The 19,238-nt window shown below is 65.7% G+C and carries 18 protein-coding genes; 10 read left to right on the top strand and 8 right to left on the bottom strand.

Going from position 1 to position 19,238, the window contains the following annotated elements; genetic code table 11:
- Positions 1-24: 24 nt before the first annotated feature.
- Positions 25-960, bottom strand: coding sequence for an Lrp/AsnC family transcriptional regulator (locus tag GUY37_RS03720; RefSeq protein ID WP_166822370.1), 936 nt, complete (start codon positions 958-960; stop codon positions 25-27).
- Positions 961-1,221: 261 nt separating this feature from the next.
- Here GUY37_RS03720 and GUY37_RS03725 point away from each other — a divergent pair, with 261 nt between their 5' ends.
- The 6 genes from GUY37_RS03725 to GUY37_RS03750 all read left to right on the top strand — a co-directional run bounded on the left by GUY37_RS03725 (position 1,222) and on the right by GUY37_RS03750 (position 9,058).
- Positions 1,222-2,562, top strand: coding sequence for an MFS transporter (locus GUY37_RS03725; protein WP_166822373.1), 1,341 nt, complete (start codon positions 1,222-1,224; stop codon positions 2,560-2,562).
- Positions 2,562-4,265 carry an amidohydrolase gene (locus GUY37_RS03730; RefSeq protein WP_166822376.1) on the top strand — a complete coding sequence of 568 codons (1,704 nt, stop codon included), beginning with the start codon at positions 2,562-2,564 and terminating at the stop codon, positions 4,263-4,265. The genes GUY37_RS03725 and GUY37_RS03730 overlap by 1 nt, the downstream gene beginning before the upstream one ends.
- 3 nt (positions 4,266-4,268) lie before the next feature.
- Complete coding sequence (locus GUY37_RS03735) at positions 4,269-5,924, top strand: thiamine pyrophosphate-binding protein (RefSeq protein WP_166822379.1); 1,656 nt, start codon at positions 4,269-4,271, stop codon at positions 5,922-5,924.
- Positions 5,921-6,934, top strand: coding sequence for a C-terminal binding protein (locus tag GUY37_RS03740; protein WP_228278342.1), 1,014 nt, complete (start codon positions 5,921-5,923; stop codon positions 6,932-6,934). Before GUY37_RS03735 ends, GUY37_RS03740 begins: the two co-directional genes overlap by 4 nt.
- Positions 6,921-8,516 (top strand): amidohydrolase, encoded by a 1,596-nt coding sequence (locus GUY37_RS03745; protein WP_166822382.1) that lies wholly within the window; start codon positions 6,921-6,923, stop codon positions 8,514-8,516. Before GUY37_RS03740 ends, GUY37_RS03745 begins: the two co-directional genes overlap by 14 nt.
- A gap of 149 nt (positions 8,517-8,665) precedes the next feature.
- Positions 8,666-9,058, top strand: a complete 393-nt coding sequence (locus tag GUY37_RS03750; RefSeq protein WP_166822385.1) for a hypothetical protein — start codon at positions 8,666-8,668, stop codon at positions 9,056-9,058.
- A 273-nt stretch (positions 9,059-9,331) separates the two neighbouring features.
- On the opposite strand, the gene GUY37_RS03755 is transcribed toward GUY37_RS03750, so the two are convergent.
- From GUY37_RS03755 to GUY37_RS03785, 7 genes are read right to left on the bottom strand one after another with little or no spacing between them, the layout of a single operon-like run.
- The gene (locus tag GUY37_RS03755; protein ID WP_166822388.1) at positions 9,332-10,375 is read right to left on the bottom strand and encodes an NAD-dependent epimerase/dehydratase family protein; all 1,044 of its coding nucleotides are present in this window, start codon (positions 10,373-10,375) and stop codon (positions 9,332-9,334) included.
- The gene (locus GUY37_RS03760; protein ID WP_166822391.1) at positions 10,372-11,187 is read right to left on the bottom strand and encodes an S-methyl-5'-thioadenosine phosphorylase; all 816 of its coding nucleotides are present in this window, start codon (positions 11,185-11,187) and stop codon (positions 10,372-10,374) included. Before GUY37_RS03760 ends, GUY37_RS03755 begins: the two co-directional genes overlap by 4 nt.
- Complete coding sequence (locus GUY37_RS03765) at positions 11,180-11,713, bottom strand: hypothetical protein (RefSeq protein ID WP_166822393.1); 534 nt, start codon at positions 11,711-11,713, stop codon at positions 11,180-11,182. Before GUY37_RS03765 ends, GUY37_RS03760 begins: the two co-directional genes overlap by 8 nt.
- A gap of 1 nt (position 11,714) precedes the next feature.
- A complete protein-coding gene (locus GUY37_RS03770) occupies positions 11,715-12,941 on the bottom strand; it encodes a molybdopterin-dependent oxidoreductase (protein WP_166822396.1) in 1,227 nt (408 codons plus the stop codon).
- 3 nt (positions 12,942-12,944) lie between these two features.
- Entirely contained in the window at positions 12,945-13,598 is a 654-nt protein-coding gene (locus tag GUY37_RS03775; protein WP_208094750.1) for a methyltransferase domain-containing protein, read from the bottom strand.
- Positions 13,595-14,272, bottom strand: a complete 678-nt coding sequence (locus GUY37_RS03780) for a TIGR04282 family arsenosugar biosynthesis glycosyltransferase (protein ID WP_228278343.1) — start codon at positions 14,270-14,272, stop codon at positions 13,595-13,597. Before GUY37_RS03780 ends, GUY37_RS03775 begins: the two co-directional genes overlap by 4 nt.
- A complete protein-coding gene (locus GUY37_RS03785) occupies positions 14,269-14,949 on the bottom strand; it encodes a glycosyltransferase family 2 protein (RefSeq protein ID WP_166822399.1) in 681 nt (226 codons plus the stop codon). Before GUY37_RS03785 ends, GUY37_RS03780 begins: the two co-directional genes overlap by 4 nt.
- Before the next feature lie 31 nt (positions 14,950-14,980).
- On the opposite strand from GUY37_RS03785, the gene GUY37_RS03790 reads away from it, so the two are divergent.
- From GUY37_RS03790 to GUY37_RS03805, 4 genes are all read left to right on the top strand, one after another.
- Complete coding sequence (locus GUY37_RS03790) at positions 14,981-16,321, top strand: hypothetical protein (RefSeq protein WP_228278344.1); 1,341 nt, start codon at positions 14,981-14,983, stop codon at positions 16,319-16,321.
- Between the two features lie 146 nt (positions 16,322-16,467).
- Positions 16,468-16,869: a general stress protein gene (locus GUY37_RS03795; RefSeq protein ID WP_166822405.1), complete on the top strand. Its 402-nt coding sequence runs from the start codon at positions 16,468-16,470 to the stop codon at positions 16,867-16,869.
- A gap of 120 nt (positions 16,870-16,989) precedes the next feature.
- The gene (locus GUY37_RS03800) at positions 16,990-18,363 is read left to right on the top strand and encodes an NAD-dependent succinate-semialdehyde dehydrogenase (RefSeq protein WP_166822408.1); all 1,374 of its coding nucleotides are present in this window, start codon (positions 16,990-16,992) and stop codon (positions 18,361-18,363) included.
- A 42-nt stretch (positions 18,364-18,405) separates the two neighbouring features.
- On the top strand, positions 18,406-19,206 hold the full coding sequence (locus GUY37_RS03805; RefSeq protein ID WP_166822411.1) for an SDR family NAD(P)-dependent oxidoreductase: 801 nt from the start codon (positions 18,406-18,408) through the stop codon (positions 19,204-19,206).
- Positions 19,207-19,238 lie beyond the last annotated feature (32 nt).

Below are 19,238 nucleotides of genomic sequence, written 5' to 3' on the forward strand. Positions count from 1 at the left end.
GGAGTCCGTCTTCCGTCCGCACTCTCACGGACGCAGCTCTCGACCGACGCTGCGGGCGTACCCCTCCTTGACGAGGTCGAGGTGAGTCCACGAGTCCAGGGAGGCGACCTCGGCCAGGCTGCGCAGGGACTCGACTGCGGCGAGGACTTCGCCGGAGACATGGCCGTGGACGGTGGCGATGAAGTCGAAGCTGCCGTGGGTACGAGCGGCGAAGTCGATGGCCGGAGTGGCCAGGATGAGCTCTCGGATTGCGTCGAGGTCCCCGCGGGCTGAGATCCCCAGGCCGATGGAGAACCGGCTGCGTGAGATTCCGCCGGGGCGGATCGCCGAGATGCGGATAACGCCTGCGTCAAGGAGCTTCGCCACCCGCTCTCTTACTGATGAGGGAGAAAGATGGACCTCATCGGACAGGGACTTGAAGCTCGTGCGACCATCGCGCTGGAGCATCGCGATGATGGCGATGTCGATCGGATCCGGCGAGACGTCCTTGCGCGCGTTCGAGACGAAGAAGCCTTTGAGCACCTCGACATAGGTGGTCAGACGGATCGAGCGAACACCGGGGATCGCGCGCACGGCAGCGAGCATCTCGTCGAGTTCGCCGAGATCGCCGTGTCGGAATTCGACGACGATCGGACGCATGCCGCTGACCAGGGAGACCAGCACGGCGTCGGAGTAGTCGGCGATCCGGTGCGCGATCGGGGCCGCTGCCCCCTCGACATCGAGCATCGCATGGACGAGTACCTCGTGGCCGGCGAATCCGGGGTCCACCGCCGCCACGACTTTGACGCCCTCCTCGTCGATGAGGCGGCGCACCCGCTGCGAGGCAAGATCACGCGAAATTCCGAGCATGCGGGCAAGGTCGAGAATGCTCGCGCGACCGTCGGCCTGCAGCGCTCTTACGAGAGCAGCATCGAGGTCACCGAATTCCCGCTGAGCGTCAGTGCCCTCCGAGGACGTCATCGGCAGGAACCTCCCATTCGTCATCCGCGGCGGCTCGGAGCAATTCCGAAACCATGATTCGGTTGATTCTAACTCACAGAAAGTCGGTTGCATGCCGTCCTGAGCAGAAGATGTGAGCGAAACGTCGGAATACATCGTCAGAAGTGCGGTCAAATATGGTTCAGGGCCGGTCGCGCCTCTGTCGAACATATGCAAAAACACCTATATTCGGCGGAGGCACACAACATGCCTGAGAATCACATTCGAGCAAGGGAGCTCCACATGCCTTCCACGCACCCGGGCCAGGCCAAGACACATCGCAAAGCACTGAAATCGGGCTTCGCGGCCGCCGTCGGCACCACCGTCGAATGGTACGACTTCTACGTCTACGCCACTGCCGCGGCCATCGTCTTCCCCCAGGTGTTCTTCCCCGAGGTCGACAGATCGCTGGGAACTCTCGCCTCCTTCGGCACCTACGCCGTGGCCTTCTTCATGCGTCCTCTGGGCGGAATCATCTTCGGACACGTCGGCGACCGCCTCGGTCGCAAGCCCGCACTGACGATCACCCTGGTCATCATGGGTGTGGCCACCGTTCTCGTCGGCTGCCTGCCTGACTACGCCACAGCCGGAATGCTCGGCCCAGTCCTCCTCATTGTTCTCCGGATGTTCCAGGGACTGGCCGTGGGAGGCGAGTGGGGCGGAGCGAGCCTCATGTCGGTCGAATCCGCGCCCGAGAAATGGAAGACCTTCTACGGCGGGTTCACTCAACTGGGAAATCCGCTCGGTGCCCTGCTGTCCTCCGCGGCCTTCTGGGGCTTGGCCGCGGCCGGTGACGATGTGCTCATGACCTGGGGGTGGAGGATCCCATTCCTGTTCTCCGTCATCCTCATCGGCGTCGGCATCTGGGTGCGGCTGCGCATCGAGGAGACACCGGTATTCGAGCAGGAAGCCACGCGGGAGAAGGATTCGACGCCGATCCTCTACGCGCTGAAGTTCAATTGGCTGCCCATCCTCATGGGTATGGGAATCATCGCCATGTCCTCGGGCGGCTACGTCATCGCCACAACCTTCGTCCAGAACTATGCCACCGGACCCGATGTCGCCATCGGTGCCGACACCATCCTCGCGGCCATGACCGTCGCATCCTTCGTCGAGGCGGCTGTCACCCTGCCGTTGGCGGCGCTCGGCGACAAGTGGGGAGGCAAGATGCTCATGTACCTGGGCATCGGATTGTCCTTCGCCACCATGATTCCGCTCATCCTCTCCATCGAGGCCGGCAACGTCGCCATGATGTTCGTCCTCGTCTCCGTCGTGCGACTGACGCTCTCGGGTGCCTGGGCCCCGCTATCGGCCCTCATGGCCCACATGTTCCGACCGCAGGCTCGCTACACCTCGATGTCGCTGTCCTACGGTCTCGGTGCAGCCATCTGGGGCGGACTCTCGCCGGCGATCGCCAGCGGGCTCATGGCGTGGACGGGCAGCATCTGGTCGGTCGTCGCCTTCTTCGGACTGCTCTCGGTCGTCGCCTGGCTCGGCACGGCCTTCGCCCCACAGCACCGGGATGCCGTCGACGCGACAGCACGGACCACTGATTCGACCAAACAATCCCTAGGAGATCACTGATGCGCAGACTTGCCACCTTCGACGACCGCGATTCGCAACCGACGATCGTCACTGCCGATCACATCCACACCGTCCATGACGCGAATCCAAGCGCAGAGGCGATGTTCATCGCCGGGGGAATGATCAGGGCCATCGGCTCCCGCGCCGAGGTGGAGGCGGCGGCATTCGGGTCAGACCCTGTGCGCATCGACCGGCCCGGGGCCACGATTGTGCCCGGCTTCGTCGATGCCCACGCCCACCCGCTGATGTACGGGCAGATGCTCACATGGATCGATGTCTCCCCGGACAAGGCAGGCACGATCCCGGAGATCATCGAACTCATGCGCGAGGGCGCGAAGAGGCTGCCCGCAGGAACACCGATCCGCGGGTACGGCTACGAGCAGCGCAACCTTGCTGAGCGGAGGCACCCGCGCAAGGAGGAGCTCGACGAGATCGCCACCGACCGCGAGGTCTACATCATGAACTCCTCCGGGCACGGGGGAGTGGTCAACTCCTTCACCTTCGAGAAGTTCGGCATCACGAGGGACACGCCGAATCCCGAAGGCGGCGAATTCTTCCGCGACGCCGACGGTGAGCTCACCGGTGAACTCTCCGATGCCGCCTGCAATGTCCTCACCGGACTTCACGGAGTCAAGATCGGCCATCACGGACCGAACTTCCACCTCGGCGACGAGGCGGCCGAACACCAACACCAGCTCGACCTCGTCCAGCGAGAATTCCTGGCGGGCGGCGTCACCGCCATCGGCGATGCACAGGTGTCGAAGCGCGAATTCGCCGCCTACCTGGCAATGGTCGACCGGGGAGCGCTGGACATGCGGGTGTCCATGTACTTCCTCTCCCACCTCCTCGACCAGGTCATCGACCTCGGCCTGAACGGTCCCTTCGGCAACGCCTTCCTCTCAGCGGCCGGGATCAAACTCTATGCCGACGGCACCCTGGGCGGCTGGACGGCCTACTTCCCCGAAGGCTATGTGGGCGACCCCTGCCGCACCGGCCAGCTCTACCACGACCCCAGGGAATACACCGAGCTGCTCTCCCGAGCCCATGCGAAAGGACTGCAGACAGCCACGCATGCTCAGTCTCCGACCGCCATCGCCATGGTCGTCGACGCCGTTGAGAAGGCCTTGGGCGAGCGGCCGGACGCCGATGCCCGTCATCGGATCGAGCACTGCGGACTGCCGACCGAGGCAGACATCGCGCGGATGGCGGAGCTCGGCATCCGGCCGGTCAACCAGACACAGCACTACTACAACTGGGGCGAGGGCGTCGAACAGGCCATCGGCACCCCGGGAGAGCGGTTCAACCCCCTCGGCGAATTCCTCGCTGCGGGTGTCCCCGCCACCATCTCCTCCGATGCCCCCGTCGCCGAACCGCGACCGCTCGAAGCGATCCAGGCAGCGGTGACCCGAGTGACGCGGCGCGGCGCCAAGCTCGGACCAGACAGCCTGCGGATCACCGCCGCCGAGGCGCTGAGGGCACACACCCTGGAAGGAGCGACTTCGCTGGGCCGAGAGAACGAGTTCGGCTCGCTGACTGTCGGCAAACGTGCGGACTTCGTCATCCTCGACGCCGACCCGCTGTCCGTCGACCCGGCAGAGATCGCCGGCATCGGAGTCCGTGAGACATGGGTCGACGGCAGCAGCCGTCACTTCGCCGAAGGCCCCACCTCCAGTGATCATCACTGTCCGACGGAAGAGGTCTGAGTTATGCACGCACAGCTGTTGAAGACGGAGAAGCGCAGAACCACGGGCTGGGTGGTCATGGAGGCACTGCGCTCCTATGGCGTCGACACGGTCTTCGGGATCCCCGGCACCCACAACCTCGAGTTCTACCGTCCGCTCGAGGTACTGGGCATCCGCGCCGTCACGACCCGACACGAACAGGGCGCCGGATACGCCGCAGACGGGTGGTCGCTGCAGACAGGGCTGCCGGGAGTCGTGCTCACCACCAGCGGGCCCGGACTGCTCAACGCGCTCTCGGCAGCAGGGACCGCCTTCTGCGAGTCCCGACCCATGATCATCCTCGCCCCCGGCCCGGCCAGAGGCGAGGAGTTCGCCGACGCGGGCACCCTGCATGAGACGAAGGACCAACTCGGGGCCGCCTCGGCGATCGTCGAATGGGGACGCCGGGTGAGCACCGCCGCCGAGGCGGTGACCGCCGTCCACGACGCCTTCGCACTCTTCGCCTCCTCGCGTCCGCGCCCGGTCTACATCGAGATCCCGCTCGACCTGCTCGACGAGGTCACCGACCTCGATGAGCACCTGATCACCGCCCGCACCGCCGACCCCGTGCCCTTGCCGCAAGAGCAGAGCATCGCCGAGGCGGCGAACCTCCTTAACGCCGCCCACAGACCAGTGATCCTCGCCGGCGGAGGCGCACGCGGTGCAGCGGACCAGGTCCGGAAGCTTGCCGAACAGTTTGCTGCCCCCGTGGTCACGAGCCTCAACGGCAAGGGCATCCTCGATGAGCATCACCCGCTGTCGCTGGGGTCGAACCTGCGCCTGAGCCGCGTTCGCGAGCACGCCAGAAACGCGGACGTGCTGCTCGTCATCGGTGCGAAACTCGGCGATGCCGAGCTGTGGGTCGACCGCCTCGATGCGCAGGGCACAGTCATCCGGATCGATATCCTCGACACGCAGATCGACAAGAATCAGACTGCCGACCTCGGTCTCGTCGGTGATGCCGAAGCGATAGTCACTGCGATCGTCGAGTCAATCGGAGTGTCGGAAGCACCCGCGGAAGTCCCTAGTTCTGACGTCGAGGCGATGGTAGTCGAGCTGCTTGCGGCCGCGCGGAGGGAATGCGCCGAACTCTCTCCGGTCAATACCGCGGTCTCCGCCGACATCGCCTCCGCGTTGCCCGCCGACGCGATCGTGGCCACTGATTCCTCGCAGATCGCCTATGGGGGACTGCTGAATGTGCTCAAGACTCCGAGGGTGAATTCGACCCCGTATATGGGCACCTTCGCGACACTGGGCTATGGGCTGCCGGCCGCGCTGGGTGCTCGCATCGGTGCCCCATACCGTCCGAGCTTCGTCGTCATCGGCGACGGGGCGCTGATGTTCTCCGTGCAGGAGTTCATCACCGTCGTCGAGCAGGGCGAGGACGTCACCGTCATCGTCCTCGACAACGGAGGCTACGGGGAGATCCGAGCCAATGAGGCCGATATCGGCATCGCCCCGATCGGAGTCGACCTCGCCCAACCGGATTGGCCGGGCCTGGCGAAGGCGTTCGGTGGCGACGGCAGACATGTCAGCTCCGCCGTCGAACTGGCCGCAGCCGTCGACGCTGCCCTCGCCGATGGCGGACTCCAACTCATCCACCTCGATCTCGCCGAGTACGCATCTGAGGAGAACACGTGACCCATCACCCTATCGCAGTCTTCACCGACGTCGAGGACACGGACATCAGCCCGGCCATTGCGATGCTCGAAACCGCCGGATTCGAGACCCGGGTGCTGGCAACACGTGATCCGCAGAAGATCGTCGCCGGCACCGAAGGGGCTCAGGCGCTGCTGCCGGGCTATTCGGAGATCACCCGCGAAGTCATCGAGGCGCTGCCCGAGCTGCGGATCATCTCCCTGATGTCCGTGGGCACCGACAGTGTCGACATCGACGCCGCCGACGAACACGGAATCTGGGTGACGAACGTCCCCGGAGCCGCCACCGAGGAAGTCGCCACTCATGCTCTGTCGACCGTACTCGCCCACCTGCGCCGCCTTCCCTTCTACACCGCCTCGGCGAACCCCACCGACTGGAACACGCGGTCGGCGCTCGCACCCCGACGCGTGAGCGAGCTGACTCTGGGCATCATCGGCCTCGGTCGCATCGGACGGGAACTCGCGCGACAGTCCTCGGCGCTGTTCGGATCCGTCATCGGCTCCGATCCGTACCTGCCCGACACCGAGGCGGTTCGCGCCGATCTCGACGCACTGGGTGTGCGACGGGCCGACCTCGACGAAGTGCGCGCAAGCGCCGATGTGCTCTCGCTGCATCTGCCGCTGACCGAGGACACGGAGGACATGGTCGACGCAGAATTCCTCGCAGGAATGGGAGAGGGCTCGCTCCTCCTCAACGTCTCCCGCGGCGGCGTCATCGATCACGCCGCACTGGCTGATGCACTCGACTCCGGCCGACTCGCAGGGGCCTGCCTCGACGTCCTCGACGTGGAACCGCCGAATCCGGACCACCCGCTGTTGGAGAGAGACGACGTCGTGCTCACTCCGCACATCGCCTACTACTCCGATCGAACCGCGGTCGAGTACGTGCGCATCCAGGCACAGAATGCCATCACCCTGTTCGAGACCGGACGCCCGGAATCGCCCGTGAACACTCCTGCAGACCGACCCGAAGGCACGCATGACCTCTCCTGATGATTCGACCCCGTTTCCTGAAAATGCCCTCCCCGGCGACGCCAAGACCACCGCCAGGGAATGGATCGATGCCCACCTCGATGAACTGGCCGAGTGGCACACCCACATCTGGGAGCTTGCCGAACCCGCCTGGCGCGAATACCGGTCCCAAGCCTGGTACGTGGAGAGGCTGCGCGAAGTCGGCTTCACCGTCGAGGACGGCTCGGCCGGGATGCCCACCGCGTTCTGCGCCGAATGGTCCAATGGCGAGGGGCCGACGCTGCTGACCTACGCCGAATACGATGCCGTGCCCGGAAACAGTCAGGCTGCCACGACGCGCGAGCAGCCGCGAGCCGGATTCAGCCGTTTTGCCCCCGGGCACACCGACCCGCACTCGGCGCTGGGGATCTCGACCCTCGCCGGCCTGCTGGCCACGAAGCATGCGATGGAGGTGCACAACCTCGGCGGACGACTGAAGTACACGGGTGAGCCAGCGGAGAAGATGCACGGCTCGAAGGTCGTCCACGGACTGCGCGGCTACTACGACGATGCGGACGCGATCGTGTCCTTCCACCCCTTCTACATGCTGCCGCTGTGCAACACCGCCCGCTGGGACACCCACTGCGGTGCCTACTATTCGAAGGTGTACAGCTTCGTCTGCGACAACCCGGAGACCTGGCAGCTCTCGAGCGCCGACCCGAACTCGCCGATTCCCGCCTCACACTCCGCCGCTCGGGCACCGGGAGCCAATGTGGCGTTGTCGCAGATGTACACGGCCAGCCGGACGATGCTCGACTCGATGTTGCCGGCCACCGGAGGATGGAGCTTCTCAGATGCAATCCTCACCGAGGGGCAGGCCACCGCCGACAATCTGCCGCAGCGAGTGGCCAGGCTGCAGTATTCGTGGCGAACCCCCGATGTCGAGATGGCCGAACATGTCCTCGCCGTCCTCGACCGCAATGCCGCTGCCGCAGCTTCCATGGCCCACTGCGAGGTCGAAGACAGATGGGTGGCCAGAAGCCGACCCGGTCTGGCGAACCATGTGCTCGCCGAGGTGCTCTATGCCAACCTCGAACAGATCGGACCGCCCGAATACGGGCCGGAGGCCGTCGACACGGGGCGGGCGATCCAGACCGCCCTCGGAGTCGAGCAGATGGAGAAGCCGTTCCTGGCCGCCACCGAAGAGCTCATTGAACCGCAGGAAGCCGAACGCATCCTGCGTGAGCAGATGCCCGCGTGGCAGAGGAACTGGACCAGCGACGACTACGTCGAGATGTCGCATTACGCTCCGCTGGTGCGCTTCTACATCGCCCGGCCGACACTTGCTCCCAGCGGCGATGGGCGCCCATATCCGCCGTGGGCGATGAACGCCCTCGGCGGCATCCCGGCGACGATCACCCCGACGATAGAGACTGCCGGAAAGACGATTGCCGGAACTTTCCTCGACCTGTTGCAGCGCCCCGAACTGCTGGCCGACGCGAAATCGGAATTCGACCGAAGGGTCGACGCTGAGCCGATGCCGCCCCTCTTGGCAGAGGACTTTGCGGCGCCTATCGACCTGCCCTGGCCCGACTACAAATGGAGCGGTCCCCAGGTTTGGTAGGACTGCTTGCCTCGGTTGTCGTCTGAATTTGTCAGCGTTGTTTATGTCCGGCCACTGCGGCACAGCAAACGCGAGGACTGCAGTTCTGCCTTCGGCGCCCCGAATGTGGTTACTGGCGCGTCAATGCAAAGAAGTGCACAATAGAACTCATGTACGAAAATGAGGGTGTGGAGCAGGAATCTGAGCACGAGTATGCGCCCCCGGCATGGATGGTCCGCTACCGGAACTTCAAGACGCTGTGCGCTTATGTCTGCGGTGAGTTCATCCGCTTCTACCTCACCACCGGCTGCGATCAGATCAGCTACACGCATTCGCAGATCACCGAAGGACTGCCGAACTATTCGTGCCGCCTGACCTCCGACGACGGGACGGTTCTTCTGCTGCCGCTCGATGACTGGGCCGCGCGCATGGACGAGGTTCGGCCCCTCGTGCGGGCCTGGCTGGGGGAACATTCGGATCTCAAGGGGTGCAAGCCGGAGAAGTCGCACTACCAGGGCGACCGCTACTGGTTCATCCGCTGGCAGGCGGCCAATCCCTGGTGAGTGCCGTCGGTGAACCGTGACATCGACGAATGGCGGTTCTGACGCAGTAGAATCGGGAGTATGCGCAAACGTGTAGTCATCATCGTCTTGGCCGCCCTGGCGGTGCTCGGACTGGTCGCCGGGATGCTCGGCGGCACCCCTGCCTGACCCCCGTCCCTGATCGACAGAGGATTCGGCGCACTCAGTCGTATTCCGCTCCCTGGCGCAGGGACTTACGAAGAAGCCGCCGAATCACGCGCTCCGCTGCGCTGGTTTCGCACGGCCTGCGACCCTTCAGCGGTGGCGCAGCGGTGCTGTTGCGAGTTCGGCGATGCCTTCGTCGGGACCGATGCGGGCCTGAAAGCCCAAGCCCTCGAGAGCCGCCCGCGGGGAGGCGGCGACGTGCCTGACGTCGAAGGACCGGTATCGGCCGTTGACCACCGGCTCAGGGCCGTTCATCACCGTGGCCAGTCTTCGGGCCATGTCGCCGATCGTGTAGGTCTGGCCCGAGCAGATGTTGTAGGCGCTCAGGCCGAGGGGATGGTCCCCGACCGCTTCGATCGCGGCGACGTTCGCGCGGGCGAGGTCGGCGACGTGAACGAAGTCCCGCAGCTGGTTGCCGTCCTCGAAGACCTGAGGCGGCTCTCCGTGCTCGAGCGCCGAGCGGAAGATGGCCGCAACCCCGGAATAGGGAGTGTCCGCCGGCATGCCGGGCCCGTAGGCGTTGTGGTAGCGCAGAGCGATTGCGCGGCCCGATTCCAAGGTGCACCAGGCGGCGGCATAGTTCTCCTGGGCGATCTTCGACGCGGCATAGGCCGTGCGCGGGGCAAAGGGTGCCTCTTCGCCGATCAGGTGCGGTTCGACCCTTCCTCCGCACTGCGGGCACAGCGGGTCGAAGCGGCCCAGCCGCAGTCGGCTGTCCTGTCGTGGTGCCGGTGGCACATCGCCGTCCTCGGGGCATGTATACCGTCCTTCACCGTAGACGACCATGGACGACGCCAGCACCAGCCGAGTCGTACGGGTCCGGGCCATCGCCGCCAGCAGGGTGGCGGTGCCGAGGTCGTTGTGGGCGGCGTAGCCGGGCAGGTCCTGGGCATCGACGCCGTTGCCGACCGTGGCCGCCTGATGGCAGACGACGTCGACATCGGCGAGCAGCTCGTCAAGGAGGCGCGGGTCGCGGATGTCGCCGTGCCTCACCCCGGAGGGGACCTCGGCGGTCTCTCCGTGGGCTTGAGGAAGCATCAGATCGACGCCGGTGACCTGGTGTCCGGCGGCGGTCGCCGCCTCGTTGATGTGTCGTCCGATGAATCCGGCGGCGCCTGTCAGAAGCACCTTCATGGCAGCTCCACCGGAAGTGCCATGCCGTCCAGCGCCTCGGAGCAGCTGCACGGACGCCTCGCCGCCAGGGAGGAGATCACGGTTCGCAGGCTCGATTTCAAGCGGTCGGTGTGCTCGGCGAAGACACGGAAGACCTCTGACTGAGCGACCGCGTGCGACGAGTCGATGCCCGCGTCGAGATCGGTCACCAACGCTGCGGTGGCATAGCACAGCTCGAGTTCGCGAGCCAGGATCGCCTCGGGCTGGCCGGTCATGTTCACGACGTCCCAGCCCTGTGCCGCGTACCACTGGGACTCAGCGCGGGTGGAGAATCTCGGACCCTCGATGACCACCATGGTTCCACCGTCGACCGGTCCTTCGTGGTCATCGGCGAGTCCGTCCAGCAGAGCCGTGCGCAGCCGTGGACAGTACGGGTCGGCGAAGGAGACGTGGCAGGCGCCTTCGTCGAAGTACGTCTGCTTCCGACCGTATGTCCGGTCGACCAGCTGGTCGGGAACCACCAGAGAGCCGGGCCCGAGATCGGGGTTGAGCCCGCCGACTGCGCACGGTGCCAGCACCTGCCGCACTCCCAGGCTGCGCAGTGCCCACATATTGGCGCGGTAGTTCACGCGGTGGGCCGGGTATTCGTGGCCCTGGCCGTGTCGGGGCAGAAACGCCACGGTCCGGTTCGTTCCCGCGTGGGCGAGGCTGCCGATCGCGACGGGGGCCGATGGGGTGCCGAACGGCGTCTCGACCTCGATCTCCTCAGGATCATCGAGGAAGGTGTAGAAGCCGGAGCCGCCGATGATGGCGACGTCGGGTGATTCAGTCATCACGTTCTCCTTCGGTTGATGGTGTGCTTCGTATCCGGCGTACGCAGGATCGGACTGCGTAGGCCAGGACGCTGAGACAGCAGAACAGGAGCGTCAGCCACAGCCAGCGCTCGAGGAACGGCGCATGGGTGTGGCCGGTGGCGGCCAGGTGGGTACGCGCACCCTGTTCGATGATGCCGGGAAGGAACAGCACGAGCAGCAGCCCGCTGGCGAGCACCGGCACCCGGATGTAGTTGACGAGAGGGACTCGAGGGGTGGGATGCGGGACGGCCCGCCGGGAGCCGAGGACGGCGATGAGCCCTCGGTTCGCCGCGGCGCACAGGGGAAGCAGGATGAGGTCGACGACGATCGCCGCGCCCACGAACCATACGGCGATGGACTGCCACCACACGTCCGCTCCGAACAATCGGTCCGGGCCCAGAGCAGACAGCGCACAGCCGGCCAGGAGGAAGCACCCGGTCAGCACCAGCAGGTGCGGCAGCCGGGCTCCGTAGATCGCGCGGAACCGTCCGGGAGAGATCGGCATATCAGCTCCTGAACTCGATGGAACGCACCCATTTGGTGTTGTGCACACCGGGCATGGCCGGGACGATGATCCGGGCCGGAAAACCATGATCGCTCGACAGGTCTGCGCCGTTGACGCGCAGAGCGAGCAGCGAGTCGGCCGCGAGCACCTGATTGCGCTGCAGCGAGGCGGCCCTGAAGGCACCTGACTCCTGCAGCGATTCGACCCGCGCCGAGGCTGGTTCGTCTACTCCGGCCAGGCCGGCCAGATCGGCCAGACGGACGCCGGTCCAGGTCTGTGTCGTCGACCATCCCTCGACACATGCGATCGGCAGGTCGGCGGTGTGCTGGGGCATTGCCAGCAGCTGCGGTCGGTCGAACACGACGTCGTCGTGACCGCCGCTGAGCCTCAGTCGCCATGCTGTACCCGTGTCATCGGGGCTGATCCGTGCGGCGGCGGCCGTCCGATTGACCTGGAAGTCGTTGGGTCCGTCGCCGAGGACCCGCCCTCGCGGCAGCAGCACGGACAGCGGCCGGAATGCGCCGCCGATCGACTGGCCGACGGTCAGCAGCACCACCAGCGCAGATCCTCCGCCGACCAGCGCCAGGGCGCCGCGGCGACTCATCGTCGGCGGGTCGGGGCGAGCCGCCACCAGTCCTTCGGCATCGGCGGGTTCCGGGCGGGTTTCGGAAAGAGGCGTGCTCAGCTCGCCGCGAAACGATCGGGAACGCAGGGACGAGACCATCGTCGGAAGTTTGAGGCATACGTGCGCGACGAAGGCCGCGATGAATACCCATGCGCCGAAGTAGTGCGCGGTGTAGAAGCTGAATCCGAAGATGTAGTCGTATTGGATGTTCAAGACGCCGGTGACGAGTTCGAACAGAATGCTGCCGACCAGCAGCAGCAGGGACAGCCGCTCGAGGGCATGGGCAGCGGAGCGCACCGGCGGCCACGCGAACAGCTTTGGGGTCACAGACCACAGCTTGGCGAGCACCACCGGAATGACCGCCATGCCGAGTACGACATGGGTTCCCTGGTTGAGTTGGTAAGCCCACTTGGGCGCAGTCGGCCATTCCACGGCCGGTGGCCGAAGCCAGCCCACGTTCCCGGGGATGGCCTGTCCCAGCTGCGGAGAATAGGCGAGGTAGGAGAGCAGGCCGGTCAGCGTGACCACCGGAAGCGCGACCAGGAGGGCGGCGCCGAAGACCGATGTCAGCCACGGTCCGCGCAGAGGGCTGCGCCAGCGCATCGGTCAGGCCCGCCCGTCACGGGTCAACTGGGCTGCGTAGCGGCCTCCATGGCTGTGCAGCCGGCAGCCGTGAAGACCCGCGGCGGCGGCTACGTCGGCGATGGCGTCGGCACCGACCCGCGACCAGGTGAAGGCACCGGTGAGCTGTCCTCGCACCCGGAGTTGGATTCTCTCGTGGGCCAGTCCCGTCCCGGGCGCGTCGACCTCGACCAGGACGGACCCCTCCGGGTGCATCAGCTGGCGAACCCGCTGCAGCAGCCGAACCGGATCGCCGCCGATGCCCACGTTTCCATCCGCCAGCAGAGCGTCCTGCCAGCTGCCTTCCTCGAGCACGTCATCGAAGACGTTCCCGTGAACGGCGATCGCACCGCGTTCCTGGGCCAGTCTCACCGCAACGGGTGAGACATCGATCCCCAGAGCCGTGCTCCCCCGAGCAGCCAGGGCGCCTGCGAGGCGTCCTGCACCGCAGCCGACATCGAGGGTCGGGCCGGTGCAGCGGTCCAGGAACAGCGCATGGTCGGCCGCATCGGGGGCGCTGATCCACTGTTGGACATCCAAGCGGATCGTCGTGCCGTCCGACCTGACCACGTCACAGTCGTGCCCCGACATCGCCTCATTCAAGGCGTCGAGCGGTGCGAAGTCGATGGTGTCGGTCATGTCTGGGATCCGATCTGTTCACGGTCGGCTGCCAGCGCGACCTCGGCGGCGAAACGGCTGTGTGGAATGAGGGAGGCGACCGCGCGTGCGTCCTCCCAGCGATCGACATCGGCCAGGACAGGAACGGAGGCGACTCGAGCGCCCTCGCGGAGGAGCGCCTCCTCGGTGCGTTCACCGGTATCGGGTCTCGACATCGGCACCGTGCTCAGGCAGGACGACCAACCGGGTCTCTGCACCGCCAACACCCACCAGCCTCCGTCCTCGGCCAGACCGAGTGCGGCGTCGTGGCCTTCCAGAGCAGTTGCCGCCGTCTCGAGGGCGGACGTCGTGAGCTGCGGCGTGTCCATGCCGATCTGGATGACACCGTGACCGGCGTCGGCATCGTGGTGAGCGGCAATCAGCCGGGAGGCGAAGGAGTCTCCGCGTTGCGCGATGACCCTGTGCCTGTCGCACGCCGAGGCGAGTTCGTCTCCCATCGCGGCCTGACCGAGGTCACCGGTCATCGCGATGACCACGGGCCATCCCAGACCGTCCACGACCTCGAGCGTGTCCAGCAGTGAAGCGGCGGCGATCCGCGCGGCCGTGTCATCGCCGACGGTTGCCGCCAACCGGGTCTTGGCCTGACCGGGGACGGGTGCCTTGGCGACCACCAGCATCGTCGGCGCCGCCCTCACCTCAGCACCCCGGCGAAATCGACGATGGTCCGCCACGTCCCCAGCACCGTCCCGGAGACCTTGGACTTCGTGCCTTGTGCGCGCCGACGGTAGACGATGTCCTTCTCATGCACGGTCCAACCGGCCCGAGAGGCCCTGATCATCAGCTCCAGCGGATAGCCGAACCTCCGATCTCTGAGGTCCAAGGCAAGCAGATCGTCCCGACGGCAGACCCGCATCGGAGCCAGATCATGCACTGCGAAACCGCTGCTGTGTCGTATCCACCAGGCGAGCACGGCGGTTCCGGCCCGTGCATGCCATGGCCAGCTGCCTCTGTTCTCCGGTCGGCGGCGTCCGACCGCCATCGTGGCCGTTCCTCCGTCCACCACGGACACCAGCTCGACCAGGTCGCCGGCGTCCATCGAGCCGTCGCCGTCGATCACTGCCACCAAGGGAGTCGTGGCTGCGAGGATTCCGGTGTGCACCGCCGCGCCGTAGCCGGCGATCTCTTCATGGACCACCTCGGCACCCAGGTCGCGGGCGACGTCTGCCGTGTCGTCGACCGAACCGTTGTCCACGACGAGCACATCCATGCCGTCGGGGATCGTTCTGAACACTCCCGGCAATGCTGGTGCCTCGTCGCGGCACGGAATCACAACAGTGCAGGCAAGCGGCTCACGTGCGCAGGGATCGGACATAGGGTGACACTATCAGTGTTAGAATGTGAACGTGCCCACACAAGCCTCCTTCCTCTCCCATAAGGCCTGGGTCGCAGCAGTCGTCAGCACACTCATCGGGGCGGTTCTCGTCGCCGTCGCTATTGCCTGGCCGCGTGCCACGGGAACGGATGTCTTCATCTTCTGGCCTCCGCTGAAGGCGAGATGGTCGCCTGGCTTCACCCCCACATTGGTGCTTCCTGTACTGGTGGCGCTGACCGGTCTCCTGTGCTGGCGGCGAATGACCTCCGCGCTGAAGTGGGGCCCTTTCCTGGCCGCGGTCTTCGCCGGGTCCTGGTTGTGGACCGCCGCGCTGGGACATGTCGGGGGTTCGGAGACCATCAGCAAGGTGTTTGCGCGTCCGAGCGAGTACTTCGTCGATGCGAAAGAAGTGCCGTCGATCTCAGGGTTCCTCTCGGGTTTCATCGAACGAGTGCCCCTGGACGCGAAGGACCATTGGCCCATTCACATCGCCGGCCACCCTCCGGGGGCAACGCTGTTCTTCATCCTGCTCGATCGCCTCGGCATCACGGACCCGTACACGGCGGGCATCATCGTCCTCACCCTCGGCTGCACGGGAGTGATCGCGGTTCTGCTGACCGTCAGGACCCTGGGCTCTGAGAAGTACGCACGCCGTGCTGCACCCTGGCTGGTCGCGGCACCATCGGCGATCTGGATGGGGGTGTCCGCTGATGCGATGTTCTCAGCGACGGCTGCCTGGGGGTTGGCACTGCTGGCGCTGGCTTCGACGGCGGTCCGCCGATCGCGTCTGATCGCCTTCGGTCTGCCGGCGGGGCTGCTGCTGGGCCTGTGCGTCTATTTCTCCTACGGCCTTGTTCTGCTGGGGTGCCTCGCGATCGCCGTGATCTGGCTGGGCGGCAGGTGGGAGTCGCTGCTGTGGGCGCTCGGCGGTGCGCTGCTCGTCGCTGCGGCATTCACCTTGGCCGGGTTCCGCTGGTGGGAGGGCTTCCCCGTCCTGGTCACTCGGTACTACGACGGAATCCAATCCAAACGGCAGTACGCCTACTGGGTGTGGGCGAACCTCGGCGCCTGGACCTTCACCAGCGGTCTGGCAGTCTGGGCGGCCTTTCCCCGTGGCATTGCCGAAGCCTGGCGGCGGAGCGACCGGAGCCGGCACGTGGTCGCTGTCCTGGGCTGCGCCGGGCTGTTCACGATCCTCTTGGCGACCCTGTCGAGCATGAGCAAGGCGGAGGTCGAACGCATCTGGCTGCCGTTCACGATCTGGGTTCTGCTGCTGCCGTCGCTGTTGCCCCTGCGGTGGCATCGCCCTCTGCTGGCGACGCAGATGGCGTCCGCGATCGCCATCGAGTATTTCCTCATCACACAATGGTGAACGTGCCGCCGCCCGACCGCCGGCCCCGCCCGCCCGTCGACGCGGCCCGCCCGTCGACGCCGTCCGTTCGCGGACTGGACGGCGGGCCTGAGCGGCCCGACTGAGATCGGTCGTGCCAGCAACTCTGCAATGCTATGTTGAGCGGCATGGGAAGCAACGACGATCTCAACTCACAGAAGCCGGACGTGACGAGTCAGAAGCCGACCGTGAAGAACTTTCACGACGACATCGGTGTGCTCAACCACTTGCAGAAACTCGCGTCGGAGGGCGTGCCGAAGACGGCCCTGCACGTCTTCGCCCATGACGCGGAAGGCGCCGACGAAGTGGTCGGCACCGGGGCCGGCGGAACTCTGAAAGGCGTCGGAGAACTCGTGGACGAACGGTACAACGAAAGAGGCGACGAACTCAGAAAGCGCTTTCAGCGGTACGGCTTCGACTCCGATGAAATAGAGAAGTTCGAAAGTGATCTCGACAACGGAGCGATTCTGCTTGTGATCGACGACCTCGATCTCGGTGCAGATTATAAAGGCAAAGGCCGGACACCGTAAGGGGCTGGTCGCGATCATCGAGATTTGGGACGGTGGAGTCTCGGTTCGGCAGAGGTCGCGGAGCAGACGCGATTCCTGCTCCGCAGAGCACCTTCACGAACCTCGAGGAAAGGAGAAGCCGTGACCGCGAAATTCAACACCACGAACCCGGCGACCGGAGAGGTCCTCAAGGAATTTCCCACCGCCAGCGACGAGGAGATCTCCGCCGTCATCGACGCCTCCGACGCGGCCTTCCAGACATGGCGGACGACCGATGTCCGCGACCGCACCGCCCCGCTCGCTCGAGCGGCAGACCTCATGGACGAGCGCAGGTGGGACCTCGCTGAGCTCCTCACACTCGAAATGGGCAAACTGCGCGCTGAGGCCGAAGCAGAGGTCGAACTTGCAGCGAGGATCCTGCGCTACTACGCCGAAGAAGGGCCCCTGCTGCTCTCCGACGAACGGCTCGAACCCGCCAGCGGAGGCAGCGCCGTGATGAAGTGCGAACCCATCGGCCCGATCCTCGGCGTGATGCCGTGGAACTTCCCCTACTATCAGGTCGCCCGACTCGCCGCACCGAACCTCGTGGCGGGCAACACGATCATCCTCAAACACGCATCGAACTGTCCGCAGTCGGCTCTGGCCTTCGAACAGGTCATGAACGATGCGCAGCTGCCGTCCGACTGCTATCGCAACGTCTTCGCCGACAACGACCAGATCCAGACGATCATCGCCGACGAACGGGTGCGAGGCGCATCGCTCACCGGCTCCGAAGGTGCCGGAGCGGCCGTGGCGAGCGGGGCGGGGAACAATCTCAAGAAGTCGATCCTCGAACTTGGCGGAAGCGACCCGTTCGTCGTCCTCGACTCCGCGGATCTGGACGCGACCGTCACCGCCGCCGTGAAAGGGCGGATGACGAACTCCGGCCAGAGCTGCATCGCCTCCAAGCGCCTCATCGTGGTCGAAGATCTCTACGACGAGTTCGTGGATCTGCTGACGGCGAAGATGTCGCAGTTCGTCGCCGGCGACCCTGCAGACTCCGTCACCACGATGGCGCCTCTGTCCTCCGAACAGGCCGCCCGAGACCTAATGGAGCAGGTCGAGGACGCGGTCGACCACGGTGCGAAGGTCCACACGGGCGGGCACCGAGTCGACCGACCGGGTGCCTTCGTCGAACCCACGGTGCTGACCGGGGTGACCGAACAGATGCGCGCCTACTCGGAGGAGCTGTTCGGTCCCGTCGCGGTCGTCTACTCGGTCGCAGACGAGGACGAAGCCGTGGCACTCGCCAATGACTCGTCCTTCGGCCTCGGCGGCACGGTCGTCAGCGATGACATCGAGAAGGCCCAACGCGTCGCCGACCGCATCGACACCGGAATGGTGTGGATCAACCAGGCCACCTGGACGGAACCCGACCTGCCCTTCGGGGGCACGAAGCGCTCGGGCGTCGGTCGGGAGCTCGGTGCCGAGGGCATCCGCGAATTCGTCAACAAGAAACTCATCCGCACCCCCTGACGCAGCAGACCGACAGCCGTCCGAGATACCGGAAGGAGACAGATGGATCTCAACATCCGCGACCGCAAGGCCTTGGTGACAGGGGCGAGTTCGGGCATCGGACTGGAGACAGCCCGTCAGCTCCTCGCCGAAGGAGCCGTCGTCGTGATGACCGGGCCCGAGCCCGACGAACTCAAAGCCGCAGTCGACGAACTCGCCGAGTTCAAGGAGCGGATCTACGCCCACGACGCCGATATCGCCGATGACGAATCAGTCGACGAACTCGCCGCGTCCGTCGCCGCCGAGGTCGGCGACCTCGACATCCTCGTCAACGTCGCCGGCATTCACGGGGCCGGCGGGCTGTTCCATGAGATCAGCCAGGAGGGCTGGGACCGAACCATCGACGTCGACCTCATGGGACCGGTCCGCGTGACTCGGGCGTTCCTTCCGGGACTTCGCCGAGGCGGCTGGGGCCGTATCGTGTTCGTGTCCTCTGAAGACGCGGTGCAGCCCTACGACGACGAGCTGCCGTACTGTGCGGCCAAAGCCGGCATGCTCTCCTTGGCCAAGGGACTCTCGCGCACCTACGCCTCCGAAGGACTGCTGGTCAACACCGTCTCTCCGGCGTTCATCGCGACCCCGATGACCGACGAGATGATGAATGAGCGAGCCCAGCAGAAGGGAACGAGCTTCGATGAGGCCATCGTCTCCTTCCTGCGAGAAGAACGGCCGTTCATGGAACTCGGACGTCGCGGCCGACCGGAGGAGGTGGCCAAGGTCATTGCATTCCTATGCTCGGACGCCGCGAGCTTCGTCAACGGCTCGAACTATCGCGTGGACGCCGGATCCGTCGCCACGATCTAGTGCGTCAGAGCGCCCCGAACACCGAATACAGC

Source organism: Brevibacterium limosum (assembly GCF_011617705.1).
Lineage (GTDB): Bacteria > Actinomycetota > Actinomycetes > Actinomycetales > Brevibacteriaceae > Brevibacterium > Brevibacterium limosum.